The organism is Sphingobacterium multivorum, assembly GCF_039511225.1.
Classification (GTDB): Bacteria; Bacteroidota; Bacteroidia; order Sphingobacteriales; family Sphingobacteriaceae; genus Sphingobacterium.
Window position 1 is genome coordinate 3,236,629 of record NZ_CP154261.1, and the last position, 15,394, is coordinate 3,252,022.

Annotated in this window: 11 protein-coding genes; 6 read left to right on the plus strand and 5 right to left on the minus strand. The window is 40.6% G+C overall.

The features are described 5' to 3' along the window. The first annotated feature begins 137 nt into the window (after positions 1 to 137). The 3 genes from AAH582_RS13505 to AAH582_RS13515 all read left to right on the plus strand — a co-directional run bounded on the left by AAH582_RS13505 (position 138) and on the right by AAH582_RS13515 (position 4,940). Positions 138 to 1,232, plus strand: a complete 1,095-nt coding sequence (locus AAH582_RS13505) for a PAS domain-containing sensor histidine kinase (RefSeq protein ID WP_046673595.1) — start codon at positions 138 to 140, stop codon at positions 1,230 to 1,232. 142 nt (positions 1,233 to 1,374) lie between these two features. Continuing rightward, a complete protein-coding gene (locus AAH582_RS13510) occupies positions 1,375 to 2,688 on the plus strand; it encodes a sensor histidine kinase (RefSeq protein WP_343317990.1) in 1,314 nt (437 codons plus the stop codon). A 131-nt stretch (positions 2,689 to 2,819) separates the two neighbouring features. After that, positions 2,820 to 4,940, plus strand: coding sequence for an ATP-binding protein (locus AAH582_RS13515; protein WP_343317992.1), 2,121 nt, complete (start codon positions 2,820 to 2,822; stop codon positions 4,938 to 4,940). A 101-nt stretch (positions 4,941 to 5,041) separates the two neighbouring features. Here the strand turns inward: AAH582_RS13515 and AAH582_RS13520 are convergent, their stop codons facing one another. Further along, on the minus strand, positions 5,042 to 5,371 hold the full coding sequence (locus AAH582_RS13520; RefSeq protein ID WP_046673598.1) for a YegP family protein: 330 nt from the start codon (positions 5,369 to 5,371) through the stop codon (positions 5,042 to 5,044). Positions 5,372 to 5,604: 233 nt separating this feature from the next. Further along, complete coding sequence (locus tag AAH582_RS13525) at positions 5,605 to 6,945, minus strand: M60 family metallopeptidase (RefSeq protein WP_343317995.1); 1,341 nt, start codon at positions 6,943 to 6,945, stop codon at positions 5,605 to 5,607. 924 nt (positions 6,946 to 7,869) lie between these two features. On the opposite strand from AAH582_RS13525, the gene AAH582_RS13530 reads away from it, so the two are divergent. Further along, positions 7,870 to 8,271: a helix-turn-helix domain-containing protein gene (locus AAH582_RS13530; protein WP_046672823.1), complete on the plus strand. Its 402-nt coding sequence runs from the start codon at positions 7,870 to 7,872 to the stop codon at positions 8,269 to 8,271. Between the two features lie 152 nt (positions 8,272 to 8,423). Here AAH582_RS13530 and AAH582_RS13535 read toward each other — a convergent pair whose 3' ends face one another. The 3 genes from AAH582_RS13535 to AAH582_RS13545 all read right to left on the minus strand — a co-directional run bounded on the left by AAH582_RS13535 (position 8,424) and on the right by AAH582_RS13545 (position 11,949). After that, positions 8,424 to 9,722, minus strand: coding sequence for a hypothetical protein (locus tag AAH582_RS13535; protein WP_343317999.1), 1,299 nt, complete (start codon positions 9,720 to 9,722; stop codon positions 8,424 to 8,426). Positions 9,723 to 9,932: 210 nt separating this feature from the next. Then, entirely contained in the window at positions 9,933 to 10,448 is a 516-nt protein-coding gene (locus AAH582_RS13540) for an N-acetyltransferase (RefSeq protein ID WP_343318001.1), read from the minus strand. A gap of 85 nt (positions 10,449 to 10,533) precedes the next feature. Then, entirely contained in the window at positions 10,534 to 11,949 is a 1,416-nt protein-coding gene (locus AAH582_RS13545; RefSeq protein WP_343318003.1) for a PLP-dependent aminotransferase family protein, read from the minus strand. Between the two features lie 73 nt (positions 11,950 to 12,022). Here AAH582_RS13545 and dxs point away from each other — a divergent pair, with 73 nt between their 5' ends. Both dxs and msrB read left to right on the plus strand, forming a co-directional pair. Further along, on the plus strand, positions 12,023 to 13,969 hold the full coding sequence (gene dxs / locus AAH582_RS13550; protein WP_343318005.1) for a 1-deoxy-D-xylulose-5-phosphate synthase: 1,947 nt from the start codon (positions 12,023 to 12,025) through the stop codon (positions 13,967 to 13,969). A 409-nt stretch (positions 13,970 to 14,378) separates the two neighbouring features. Next, positions 14,379 to 15,374 (plus strand): peptide-methionine (R)-S-oxide reductase MsrB, encoded by a 996-nt coding sequence (gene msrB, locus AAH582_RS24865; protein WP_430459019.1) that lies wholly within the window; start codon positions 14,379 to 14,381, stop codon positions 15,372 to 15,374. Positions 15,375 to 15,394 lie beyond the last annotated feature (20 nt).

Below are 15,394 nucleotides of genomic sequence, written 5' to 3' on the forward strand. Positions count from 1 at the left end.
GTTTTTATTGCGCAATTTCGAACCCCACTGACTGATCGTATTTTTCCCAAAAAACATAAAAAACATCGCTATTGGCTTGATTTTTGACTACCTTTACCATCGCTCTGTGGTAAGCAGATGATCATTAAATACCCAATATGCAAAAACCTCAAAAGGATTTTCCGATTTTTTTTGAAGCATTAAATCAGATGCCGATTGCAACGGCCATTTATAATAATTCGAATCTCAATATCGCATTCGCCAATTCACGTATGCTAAATATGTGGCGTACAGAGAACGAGATCGTTGGACATTCCTTTGGAGAGGTTTTTCCGGTTTTTACCGAGGAAGGATTTACAGATATACTTCGTAATGTCTGGGAAAGCGGCGTTACCTACAAGGCAGTTGAAACTCCCGCAACGATAGTTGACGGTGATTTCAAAATCAAACGTTATTTTGATTTTGAGTATAAGCCCCTTTTTGATAAACGCGGACGAACCTACTCCATCCTCCACACCGCCACCGATGTCACGCATAAGATACACCATGAGATATCTTTAGATCAAGAAAATATAGCGATCAATCCCGCAACCAACCTGCGCATGGTATCCTATACGCTATCACATGATGCAAAAAATCCCTTGGCACTTGCTAAATTGGGTATAGGTGTTCTAAAAGAACATTTGGATATGCAGTCCAATAGGCGGCTCGAATTGTATGAGGTCATCGATCAATCACTTGAAAACATGGCTGATATTATCGACAAAACGGTAGAACTGAGCCTTGCTCCAATGAATAAGCTAAGGAAACAACCTGTCCGTTTAGACCTTACATTGCCCAATTGGTGCCGAGAAGCGAAATTATTATACCGTAGCCCACATACGGAACTTATCTTTGGCGACCTATTTTCGGTAAACAGTGATCAAAATGGAACCTATCAAATCTTTACAAACTTGATCAACAATGCCATTAAATACTCTTCGGCCAATACGAAAGCAGCGCTGCATATTTATAGTGAAAAAGTAACGAACGGTGTGTTATATATTATTAAAGATAATGGTATCGGTATTCCGCAGCATGAACTCGAGAATATTCGCATGGAAAGGCTCCGTGGCTCAAATTCAGCGGATTACGAAGGAAAGGGTATCGGATTGTTTATCGTTCAGGAAATTCTGGAAAGACTGAACGTACAGATGACCATCTTTAGTCAGGAAAACCAAGGGACCGAAATTCGTTTGTTTTTTCCAAATTAATAGCGTGACGTAGCCTTTTATCTTCCTTTCAGGACAGATTTTGCCAATCTTATCCTGCTATTCAAGAAAAATCATTGTTGGACTCCTGATTTATGGCTAATTTTGAACCTTTAGAAATTGTAAGCAAATCAGACACGTCTCTATGAATCACTTTCGTAAATATTGGAAACTACTTTCCCATATTGGTGCACATCCGGGCATGTCATACATCGATTTCAAACGCGTATATATGATCAATCTGATTGCATTGTTATGTTTGTTTCCGACAATTTTCTTCTCAATCCTCAATCTTATCGACCACCGTTATATTTTAGCAGCGATTAACTTCTGCAATTCAATATGTGCGCTTACGGTCCTTCTACTTCAATATTATGAGAAGCATACTATTGCTAAGGCAACACTGTTAACGAGTAATGCTGTGTTTTTCTTCGCTGGGGCATTACTTTATAAAAATGGTGGCGAATACTTTTTGTTGTGCACATTGATTGTCTCCATGTTGATGTATGATAATCGAAAGATCCATATAGCCCTCTGTATTACGGTAGCTTTTTTAATTTCACTCTTATATCTACTTCCCGATATACTCCCCTTGAGCCAGCAAGTGCCTCGATCTAGATCGGTTTTTAATATTATCAATGCACTTGCTTTTATGGTCGTTGCGGTCAATTTCTTTCTTGACATCATCTATAAAAACATAAAAAAGATTGAGCAGCAACGCCGCAATTTAGAATCCATGAATCGGGACAAAGAAAAAATCTTTTCTATTATCGCGCACGACATCAAAAGTCCTTTTGCCAACCTGGAAGCACTGGTCTTTATGTTTCGTAATCAGATGCTCGACAGCACAAACTCCCAGGAATACATCCAGCAGATCTTTCAACAAATTACGCAGCAAAATCAGGCGTTGGATGATTTATTGCAATGGGGCAGCAGCAGTATGCAGGGGATGAATACCAAGGCATCCCCCCAATTGATCAAACCTATGATACAAAAAATTATTGAAGTTTTTAATGAGAACACACAATCTAAACAACTAAAAATCAATATTGATATACCTAACAACACACAGATAATTGCCAATCGGGATCATACCATCATTATTTTACGCAACTTGATCAGTAATGCGATCAAATTCAGCTATGTGAACGGGAATATCAACATCTACACCAGTATGGATGAAACCTATACACATATTCATATCCAAGATGAAGGAATAGGAATTAACCCCTCGAAGTCCGCCGCACTTTTTAATGAGATCCAGCAAAAGTCTTTCGGAACGGAAGACGAACCCGGATCGGGTGTAGGTCTTGTTTTATGTAAGGATCTTATTGAGCGAAACAAAGGTGTAGTGAACATCCAAAGCACACCCAATAAGGGATCCGTTTTTACGGTCGGGTTGCCATCCTGCCCCAGCAATAAGCAACAGAGCAAGGTTCAAGTACCCACATGCTGTTAACTCAACTATAGGTTTAGAAATTTTTTGGTGATTTCATGGAATCGTTGAATTGCTGATGAACAGAAAAAAAAATTGCATCTCCGCTTTTGTAATTAAAACGATATCTTTATAAAAAGAATTACACGGTCACTATGATAGAGAATACGTTTGGAATGGATATAATGCCTGAAAATGAACATGACCGACTGAATGCTCTCAGACGCTATAAAATAACGGGAACGCCTTCTGAAGCCAGCTTTGATGGAATTGCAAAATTAGCCAGCCAGATCTTTAATGCCCCTATTGCATTGCTATCATTGGTCGATGCAGAATCTGTTTATTTCAAAGCAAATATTGGCATGGGTGCCACAAAGGAAACAAATCGGGGGCAAAGCCTGTGTAGTCTGGCTATTCTGGACAAGAAAGTAACGGTCTTTGAAGATACACTGAAAGAAGATATGCTACTGACCAATCCAAATGTAATTGGTGACTTTGGACTACGGTTTTACGCAGGTGCACCGCTTATTACACATGATGGCTTTATGATCGGTTCACTGTGCGTTATCGACAAACATCCGCGCGCTTTTACCGCAGCTGATCGCCAGATATTAGCCGGTCTTGCGCGGACAGCGATGGATCAAATCGAGCTTCGAAGTTCTTCCCTGGATAAAATTGATGAGCTTGAGGGCGTCAATATTACCATGGCAACCATGCAACAACGACTGCTCGAGCTTAATGATGAAATGGAGCTTGCCAATGATGAACTTTATCGCACCAATAGCCAGCTCAACAAATCCTATGATTTGACAGTGCTACTCAATAAAAATCTCAAAAAAAGTGAACGTCGATTCAGATCCTTTATAGATAAAGCCCCGATAGGCTTTGCGATTTTAACAGGCCGTGAGTTAGTTATTGAAGTTGCCAACGATAGGATGCTCAAGCTCTGGCGCAAAACCGAAATTGTCCTCGGCAAACCGCTTGCACAAGCGCTTCCAGAACTACAGGGACAGCCTTATTTAGGGATATTGGACGATGTCTTTACTACCGGCCAAAACTACATTGGAGATACTGCCTACGCAAGACTTGAGTCTATGGGGGTATTGGGCGATCATTATTTTGATTTCACTTATGAGCCGTTAAAAAATGATGAAGGTGAAACGGAGTCTATTATTGTTATCGCCAATGAAGTTACCGAGCGTATCAAAAGAAACGAACACCTTGAAGCTCTCAACTATCAGTTGGAAATTGCGTTAAAAGCTGGTGAACTCGGCTCCTACAATCGCGATATCAGAACAGGAAAAATGGACTGTTCCGAAACCTGTAAACTCAATTTTGGTCTCACCAAAAACGACCGCTTTGACTATGAAGACCTCATGCGAAGCATCGTCCCTGAACACCGCGAAATGGTCTATCAAAAAGTGCAGGATGCTATCCAGAACAAAACCACTTATCACGCCGAATATCTCATCCGTTGGCCTGACGGATCGTTACACTGGATCAATGCGTCGGGTCTTCCCAAATACGATCCAGAAGGCCATGCAACTCACCTCATCGGCGTAGTGGCAGATATTACAAAACGGAAAAATTATGAATCACAAAAAGATGACTTCCTGGGCATTGCCAGCCATGAACTAAAGACGCCCGTCACAGGCTTAAAGGGAACGATTCAATTGCTGGAACGATTTAAGGACAAAACTGGAAGTGACATCATTTCAAGGCTTATTGATCAGTCTGCTGTCAATATCAAAAAAATCGTTACACTTGTTGATGACCTGCTCAATATGCACCGAATCAGTGAAGGACAGCTTCATCTCGAAAAAACAACCTTCAAAGCATCAAAGATTCTTGCCTCCAGTTGTCACAATATCATATCCCAAGGCAACCATCAAGTTAATATTACGGGCGATCTCGATGCAACTATATTTGCTGACGAGCAACGCCTTGAACAAGTGCTTGTTAATTTTGTCAACAATGCCGTTAAATATGCACCAGAATCGAGAGAAATCAATATCACTGTGGAACAGCTGCAAGATTGTATCAAGATAGCCGTCAAGGATCAAGGTGAAGGTATTGATCCGGCAGTACAGCCTTTTATTTTTGATCGATATTATAGAGCAAACCATGAAGGCAAATCGTACTCGGGGCTCGGGCTCGGACTCTATATCTCCGCTGAAATTATCAAAAAACACGCGGGTCTGATAGGAGTTGACAGTACGGTAGGCTTGGGCAGCAGTTTTTGGTTTTCAATTCCACGTCCACCAGCGGAAAGATAAACGCAAAAGAGCCGGTATAAAACCGGCTCTTTGCTATCAACTCCTATGCGCTTCTATTTACAGACTGTCTACGTGCAGCAGATCGACATTTCAATATAGACTTAGGCTATCTCCTCGACTGTCGCTTCAGGCGCATTCTTCTTGACAGATTCAATACCATTTTCCATACCACTAGCGCTTTCATACATCTCGCTGCTTCCGATAATTTGACCATTGGACGCCTTGAGATTGAAGTAGTACTTACCGTTTGTAGAGGTTTTACGATCAAATTTGTTATCGTCCTGAGCATTCTTTTTAACAGATTCAACGCCATTTAAACAGTTTGCTTTAGTTGTATAACCTTCACTGCTTAAAATCACCTGTCCGTTTCCAGCTTTTAGATTAAACTGAAATTCGCCATTTTTCCGTGTTTTTACTTCAAATTTACCCATTTTCTCAATTAATTAAATAAATATGTGGTTATTGGAATGAAATCCATACTACAATATAATACTTTTCCATGTTTTTATTGTAAAACAACGATTAATTTTTTATCCGCAATAACGTACATGCTATCTGTCTGTCTGTCTGTCTGTCTGTCTGTCTGTCTGTCTGTCTGTCTGTCTGTCTGTCTGTCTGTCTATCTGTCCTGTCCTGTCCGGTTCAGCAGAGTAAGCAAGAGTGTTTAATCTCTTAAAGCAGTTAGATCCTGCATTGGAGCTGGCAAATTCAGATTACCTATCGCTGTATAGACAGATTCATCGACTTTAAACCCCCATTTTCTAAAAAAATCAGAAAGATCTTTTTGAGCAATCTGACATACAGACAGTATAAAATAGCGCATTTTCTCTGCATCTGTCGAAACTGTGGGTCTGTTCTCGCGCGTAGCTTTGCTAAGTTTGATGTAAAAATCGTCACCAAACCCCAACCAAAGTTGATGAAACATAATCATTTTCAAATCATTATCTCCCAAATTAAAGTTGCGATCAGCAATATTTTTTTGAAAGTAAGTCGTCAATTTAGGCCAGGAATTATTGGCTGTCACCCGACTTACCGGCAACCCAAATCCCCTTTCGCTGGCTAGCGAATAGACGTTCACGGTTGTTTCTGTCAGATTGCCCCAGGTCCAAGCTTTTTGTTGATAGGTGTGGCCGACCTCATGCCATATTCCCCATCCATTTGTATTGGACAGATATTTTGGCTGCAGCATACGATAAGATAAAGCATCGGTAAAATAAATAGAAATACCGGCAGCCATATAGCCTCCAGCACTCGAATCCCTCACGGTAATCAGATGCTTATTGTAAGGTATCGCATGGACTCCATTGGTACCGTTCAAGCCACTGATCCGATTGGAAAAGTCAATAATTGAATCCAGTCTATTAACAATCAGCTGTTGATCTTCGTTCTTATACAACAAGGCATCGGCAATTTTGGCTACCATGATGGTGTGATCTGACGAGAAGACGACATCCGGCACGGTACCTTTCAACGAATCCAATGTAGCTACCCATTGCTCATGGGAGGTTATCCCCTTTTGAAAGTAAGGAACCGGAATAAAGCCATTGCCAAAAGAAAGCTCGATTTCTCCAGTTGTTGTATAATTATCAGCTGTATAAATCACATAAACCAATCCCCCGTATTGATCCACTGTGAAAGTCTGCGTCCCTGCCTGGAGATTGAAATACTGCCGCACTGGTCGAATATTGTCTCTAAAAGGCGTCCCAATCGCTAATCGTGCTGCTGTAGTACCTGCGTTGATTTTTACATTTATGGTTATGGTACTGTTTGGCGCCACATAAAATCCGGTCATTTGCATCTCATTGTGATTCGCTCGAAACTGAAGTCTATCAGCTTCCGTTGCGGCCGAAGGACTTACGTTAAATAGTTGCACCGAATCCGCTATAGCTAAGGATTCTGCGCCAGTATCGTTCGGTAAGGTGTACATTAAGCTGCCGTCCTTCCGACAGGAAATGGCCATAGCGAGCATTAAAATCGTGATTAAGGAAAACACGGTCTTTTTCATAATTTTTAAATAAAGTTTATAAATTGTATTAATTGTCCGCACTTCTTCCGATCATCCTAAAAAGCCTCAGCGGCCGTTTCGAAGTTTTTTATTTCTTTGATCAATTTAGGATCCCACGAAACTTGAAACAAGATGATCCATCCAAAAAATTCACTTCACCTTCGGTAAAGTATTAGTTCATAATCTAAAAGCAAGATAAAATATATTGTACAGAAAAATAATCAACTGCTACAGATCAAACGTTTGCACAATCAACGAAAACCTTTTCGCTTATACAAACATCAAATAACCTAAAAGAAAGTCTGTTTTATAAAAAATGAAAAGAATCGAGTAATAGCCTTATTCTGTACCGCGATAGAAGCTAGATGTTATTCAAACTAATCACACAGACCCAATGCTATTCCCGCGAACATTCCATCATCAAGCACTAGCGGAGCTGTACATGATCATCACCCTAACCATGAATAAAATTATAGATGAAGATGACTTGAAGTGGATTAATCATGACGTGAACCCCAAAAAAACAAAAAAAGACTTATAACCAAAGGTTATAGGCAACCTATTTCATTATTTTACTTTTAATACAGATAACATACGTAAATACCTATATTATAAAGAATAATACAAAATAAAACAAGAGAAAAATGAAATCAGAAAATAGAACAAAAAAACGATTTCTCTCTTATCGGAACCGGTTTTAATTTATCCGCCTATTTTTCAAAGGATAATCTGCTGCGCTTCAGTATTACCAGAATCAATTATAAAAAATTATAATTTTAAAAAGCGAATCGTTAATTTCGAAAAGTACACTATGAAATTAATACCCTAATTTTGCTTGTATTCAAAAAGTTTGATGAAACATTTAACCTAAACTATAGCCTCAGAACACTATAGTGAAGCAATAACAAGCGATTATCTTAAAACATGAAAAATAACATAAAGGAACAAAAAGAAACATTAAATCAATTGGATCAAAATTCAGCACCGCTCGCGGAACACCCCATTATAGTAGAATTTAAAAAACTCATTCACCAATATCCTCAGAATCACTGGGATCTCCAATTCTACTTGAAAAAGCTCAATGTTTCTAGAATGGTCTTACATCGATTGACACTTTCAAGCAGTGAAACTTCACCCAGCACGATCGTCAAGGAAATTGTCGCAAGTGAGATTGCCAAAAAACTTGCGACCACTGAAATTCCGATTAAAGAGTTGACTTCCTATTATGGTTTTAGTTCTTCAGCATCATTAACACGGTTTATAAAAAAGCATACAGGTCTGAGTCCCCGAAAATTTAGGGCATTAAATGCGCTGGACTATATCTAAAAAATAGCTCGAAGCTATCTCCCGATCGATAGCTAAAAATTGAATATCACAGGGTAAGCTCTTTATGATATTTTGGCGATATTCCTATATTTTACCAGTATTTAATGTTGATTCGGTAAAGCTGCATCGTACAAAAAATCAAGATCGTGTATTTACTTCTTTTTGATAAGTCTGTAGTTATTCAGCGATTCGTCCTTTTGCACGGCATACTGTTCTTTGAGTTGCATCACCCAGCCCTCACCCTCTACGCGTTGCCCTTCGATTTTTGTAGGCCTACTAATGGTTATTTTATCCCAATTGGGGCCCATAAGCGCTCCACTTTTGACTTCAAGAATCCCCCAGTTATCAGTAATCCTTATGGTTGGATAAACAGTTCCCAAATCTGCGATTGGAAGGATATTTCTCGGATCAAAAGACACATTCATTTTCTCGAATTTTATAGTCATATGAGGCTGGTCTGCAAACAAGGAACGATAAAATGCGATTTGCTTTCTTATTTTTTCCGCACGTAGCCGCTCTTCTCTGAATACCCGGTGCCCGTTATACTTCGCTGCTATGACTTTTACCGTTGCCGCAAGATCTTTCGGAACTTCAATGTTCAATTCGCGCATAAAAAATGCGGTTAAATCCGTATTTACTGAAATTTTTTGGTTCCAAAGCGGATCCTTTAAACTCATTATATAACCATAGATCGGCGTGGTATTATAGGCAAAAGACCTTACATAAGTGGGATTCAAGAAAAATCTGTCTACAACATCAGTAAAATGTTTTTTTGTTTTTTCTTTGTTTCTCCCACTGATTATTACTCCGGTATACTCTGCAATTCCTTCATTAAGCTCCAATTGGTTTTCAATGTGGGCAGAACCTGGAAAAAGTAAATTTCGATACTTCCGAAAAATCAAAGCATCCTTCAAATGCATTCGTTGTTCATCTTCCGCGTCTGAACAAACCGCCTTTTTAAGTGCTTCCAATTCTAAACGTAAATATATTCGTCCATTCTCTTGGTCGAGATGGATACTTTCGCTGTTATTTTGAACAAATCCCAAAACAGATTGTGCGGAATGAAACAATTCATGAGCCAACAAATTGATCCGTGTATAATAATCTTTAGATAAAGGCAGCATAATCATCGCCCAAGTACGCCCATTCCACGTCAAAGATGTATTGGCAATATTTACACTATCGGGTAATTTACCGATATAGCTATTTTTGTATTGCACAAACGAACTATCGGCACCAGAGTTATTACTAAATAGCTGCCGCGTATCAGGGTTTACCAAAATAATATTACCATATAGATCCCTATTCCACAACGAATAACCAATTTTAGCCGCAGTTTTAATTTCACTAAAGTACTGAACGATACTGTCTGGCCTTATGTCCTTAAATTCTTGCCCAAATACGAATACACAGAACCAAAGATATAGAAACGTTATAACTATTTTCTTCATTAAACACTTATGAAAAGGGATTATAAACGATATTTTTTAGTTTAAAGATATTGTTAAAGTTTGACAAACACCTTCTTTTTAAAAACTAAAAATACACATTATAAAACTAAAATATCTATCATTAAACAAAAAAAAGCGCACTAATCTGTGCACTTTTTTTGCTAAACATCATTATGCTTTGTTTAAACTTCACGATAAAGTTCCTTTGAACTATGAGATCGCCTTAAGATATATTGCTGATTCCAAGGCCAACCCCTCGAATCTGTTAATCCCCGGCTGTTTTATAAATCCATTCTGCTCAAAAAATCCTATCGACGAACTTTTTATGGGTTCATTGACCCATATCACGTCATAGGGATTGCAGACGGCAAGACATTTGTCCATTAAAGATGTCTCCATTTGCTGCCGAGCTGCATGTTGGCAGACACCAAAGTCCGCGATTCGAATCGCACGTGTACCTGCCAGGGCATCCGGCTTCTGCCCTTTCGAGGTTATTCTTGCATAACCCATTGGTTGATCGTCGGCATACACCACCAGCCATTGGTTTGACATGCTGTTTATTTCGTTGACAAGTGTTCTGGAATTAAAATTGTCAGCGATGTAATGTTCCAGTTCAGCTGGCTCCACTAAGCTGGCGAATTTTTCTAGCGCCAGTGTTTTGGTGATCATCGACAACGCTTCAATTCCCTGCTCTGTTGCCACCGTAAATTTTGTAACTATATTCATATATGCATCTCCTATTAAACAAACAAATGTACATGCTATCACTTGCTATTATTCGATACACATTATTCATTTAGCATCAGTACAGCTACAGGTTCCCACATAAATACCGACCTATATGCTGGATCGCTTCAATTCGTTTATCAGAAAATTTATCCGCGATGACCAACCTAAAATAATGTCCAAAAGTATTCGCAAAAGAGAACGTATAACCCGGTGTGAATCTCGCACCAATTTTTTCACACTGCGCATAAAAATCCGACATATGTGTACTTTCGGGCATTTTAACCCAAAGATTATATCCACCAGCCGGGGCAATCACTTTGGTTTGTTCGGGAAAACTGGAAGCGATTAGGTTGGTGGCTAGATAGGCATTTTTTGCCAGTTGCATCTTCAGTGAACGAATATGCCGATCGTAACTACTGCTGCCGATTAAACGGCTTACAGTCTCCTGATTCAAAGGGGAAACTGTACTGCCCAACGCAAACTTGATCTGTTCGGCATCTTTCAGAAATAGCCCTGTGCTTAACCAGCCCAGTCGAATTCCAGGTGCCAGGGTTTTTGAATAAGATGAATAAGTCATCACCAATCCGCTTTCATCAAATTGTTTTAAAGTTGATGGTCTACTCCCATGAAAGTTTAGGTCGCCATATATATCGTTCTCGATAACAGCAACATGATATTGATGAGCAATCGCCAATAAAGTAATTTTCTGTTCATCTGCAAGCAAAATACCTGTTGGATTATGAAAATTCGGTGTTATCACGACGGCTTTTATAGCACTTCTTTGACATGCTCTTCTAAAAAAATCAATATCGAAGCCTTCTTTAGTCAGAACAGGAACTTCAATGACACGCAGTTTGAGCACCCGAATGACCTCCAATACAGAAAATACACATGGACTTTCCACAGCAACAATATCTCCGGCTTCGCATACGGCTGCCAAGGCGATATACAAGGCCTGTAAGGCGCCATCTGTGATCAGCAATTCATCTGCATGCAGTAAGGTCTGATGAGAGGCCGCACGGCTGACAATGTTATCCTTCAATTGTACAGAGCCATTCGACGGATAATAACGTAGCAAGCCTGCCCCTAGTTCCCGAATGACCTGTTGCATCGTCCGAAGTAAAAGTTTTTGCGGAACAAGGAGATCCCCTGGAGCCGCAACATTAAATTCGGAAAAACCCCGCTCCAAAGGTGACGCTGTTGTCAAGCCCAGCCTTTGTTCAAAGACAGCATCCCTTACTATTGGTGGACGACCATGCCCTCCTGGTTCTGCCAGCATTTCATTTTTCGCACTGACATAGTAGCCAGATTTCGGAACGCTTTCCACTAGGCCACGAATCATAAGATATTCGTATCCAGCTTGAACAGTACTCATACTTAAACCATAATAATCTTTAAAATCACGTACTGAAGGTAGCTTTTGTCCGGGTTTATAGACCCCTGATTTTATATTTTTCTCGATTGCCCGTGTAAAGATTTCAAATTTATAGCTCTTCATCTGTATTGATCACTTTTACCTATACTGTACCTGTATCGCAAATCTAATCAATCTAAATTTGTCTAAAAAAGAAATGACAGGTAATTATCAAATCAACAGCCCCAATGAATTACGAGCTCTTCCACAGGAGGTATTACCCGAATTAGGTCAGGAATTAAGGAACCTCCTCATTGACCATATTGCTACACATGGCGGTCATTTTAGTTCAAGCCTTGGTGTTGTAGAACTTACCATAGCAATACATTATGTGTTTAACACCCCTGAGGATAAATTGATATGGGACGTTGGTCATCAGGCTTATGTCCATAAATTAATCACGGGTAGAGCGGCTCGCTTTCATTCGAACAGGCTTCTACATGGCATCAGCGGATTTCCTGTTATGGAAGAAAATAACTTTGACGCGTTTGGTACCGGTCATTCATCCACATCCTTATCAGCAATTCTGGGTATGGCCTGCGCAGCCAGGTATAAGGGTGATCATAGCCGTCAACACATCGCTGTTATCGGTGACGGCGCCATGACTGCCGGTCTAGCATTCGAAGCTTTAAATAATATTGGTTTCGAACAGCCCGACCTGTTGATTATATTAAATGACAACAATATGTCTATTGATGCCGGTACGGGAGCGCTACAAAATTATCTGACCGACCTGACCTCGGGGCAAGCCTATAATCAGTTCAAATCACAGATCAAAAAGCTGCTGTCGCGTAATAAGGATCAGGCACAATGGTCAATTGCTGCAATTAGAAAAGTAGAGAAACTGATAAAAACGGGACTACTTGCTTCAAGCAATATTTTTGAGGCCTTAGGTATACGTTATTTTGGACCAGTGGATGGTCATAATCTCCATAAGCTTATCAAAATATTCGAGCAGTTGAAGCATATACCCGGGCCCAAAATAGTACATTGTGTGACGCAGAAAGGAAAAGGTTTTGCGCCGGCCATGTTAAATAAGGCAGAATGGCATGCCACCGGGAAATTCGACAAACTGACAGGTAAACGGTTAGAAAGCCAGGTACCGCAACTCCACAACGAGACTTTTCAGCAGGTGTTGGGCGAAACGCTGACACAGCTGGCCCGAAAGAATAGTCGTATTATGGCTATTAGCCCAGCGATGGTTTCCGGCAGCAGACTAACGGCAATGAAACAGCTGATGCCCAAGCGTGTTTTTGATGTTGGTATCTGCGAACAGCATGCCGTTACTTTTTCTGCCGGCCTTGCTGCCGATGGGCTACTTCCTTTCTGTATTATTTATTCGACATTCTTACAACGCGCCTATGATCAGCTTATCCACGACGTCGCTTTACAGAAATTACCAGTCGTATTCTGTATCGACAGGGCCGGTGTTGTCGGTCCCGATGGCCCCACCCATCAGGGGGCATTCGACATTGCTTTTCTCCGTTGCATACCCAACATTACGGGCGCCTCTCCCATGACGCTTACAGACTTTAAAAATTTGTTGTTCACGGCTCAGGACATCGCTCTCGATGGACCTTTTGCAATCCGCTACCCAAAAGGTCGGGGTAACCAAGAAAAACAATCCGACAAATACACAAGACTTGAAATTGGAAAAGGAAGAAGACTTTGTTCAGGCAAAGACATTGCCCTACTCTCTCTTGGACCCGTTGGTCAATATGCACAGGACGCCTGCTGCGAGCTGCTCCAAGAGGACATCCACGTCGGGCACTATGATCTCCGGTTTTTTAAACCGCTCGACGAAGCGTTATTACATGAGGTATTCCAATCATATTCGTCTATCATCACCATCGAAGATGGATGTGTAGCAGGTGGAGTGGGCACCGCAGTGCTTGAATTTATGGTGGAACATGGTTACTCAGCCACGTTGAAGCGTCTTGGTTTGCCCGACTCGTTCGCAGTACAGGGTACACAGCAACAGCTTCACCAACTTTATTACTACGACAAACAGGCTATTATAGCCACAGTGAGACAGCTACACAAGGGCCTGATCAAACCGACAGATTCATGCTGTAGCCTTAAGCCGAAAGGAGTCTTTCCCTGACAGTTAACTTAGTCACAAGAGCAGTACTTAAAACAATATGGATTAAACGATCACTTGCGCAGGTCGTAGGATATAACCTGCATAGGAGCTCTCCTGTCAGAGATGCAGCTGGCGAAGTTTAGCTAAAAAGACTTTTTGTCAGGACATACCTTTCATCGACTTATTTCGTCTTTCAATTGTAAAAAGAATCTATTAGAGTCGAAACTGCCTGAATCTTCTAAGACAAACGTCCAGAAGGGTACGGTGTTTGTAGTTTACATGAAAGAAACAATGTTGTTTCTTTCATGTAGCAATCCATACCATGAAACACTTATTCGTCCTCCTTGCTATAGCGACCGGCTTATTTCTGATCAGCAAAGTTTGCTTTTCACAAAAAGGGAAAGACTTAAAACCGTCAACACAAAATACTATGAATACTACAAATCAAAAAGATCATGTTGTCTATTTTGCAGGAGGATGCTTCTGGGGAACTGAGCATTTCTTTAAACAAGTGCGCGGGGTCACCGCAACGGAAGTTGGCTATGCCAATGGAAACCTTCAGCACCCTTCTTATGCACAAGTTTCGACAGGAACGTCCGGGTTTGCCGAAACCGTAAAGGTAAACTTCGACCCAGCGCTTGTCGATCTAAAGCTGCTCGTAGATCTTTTCTTCAAAACAATTGACCCGACTTCACTGAATAAACAAGGCAACGATATCGGTACACAGTACCGTACAGGCATTTATTATACCAATGCGGACGATGCCGCTGTTATCAAAGAGCAAATAGCTGCTTTAGCAAGTCAATACAAGAGCAAAATAGTGGTGGAAATAGAACCTTTACAGAATTACTATAATGCTGAAGCTTATCATCAAAAATACCTGGACAAAAACCCCGGTGGTTATTGCCATATAAGCCCTGATTTATTTGAACTTGCGCGAAATGCCAACCTCGAAAAAGCGAAAGTGAACGTTGAAAACAGGTATAAAAAAGCTGACAAGGAGACCTTGAAGAAGGAGTTAACTCCATTGCAATACGATGTTACACAAAACAGCGCAACAGAGCGCGCATTTGACAATGCCTATAATGACGAATTTAGGGAAGGCATTTATGTCGATATCACAACCGGAGAACCCTTATTTGTCTCAACAGATAAATTTGAATCGGGCTGTGGATGGCCCAGTTTTTCCAAACCAATTAGCGATAGCTTGATTCAAGAACACGCCGACACTTCGTACGGGATGCGCAGAACGGAAGTACGCAGCAAAACTGGTGATGCACACCTCGGCCACGTTTTTAACGATGGACCGGCAGATAAAGGTGGTCTACGTTATTGTATAAACAGTGCTTCACTTCGATTTATTCCAAAAGACAAGATGAAAGCACAGGGCTACGAGAAGTACTTACCCTTATTGGTGAAAAAATAATCTGCAGCGCCTCGGTTGAG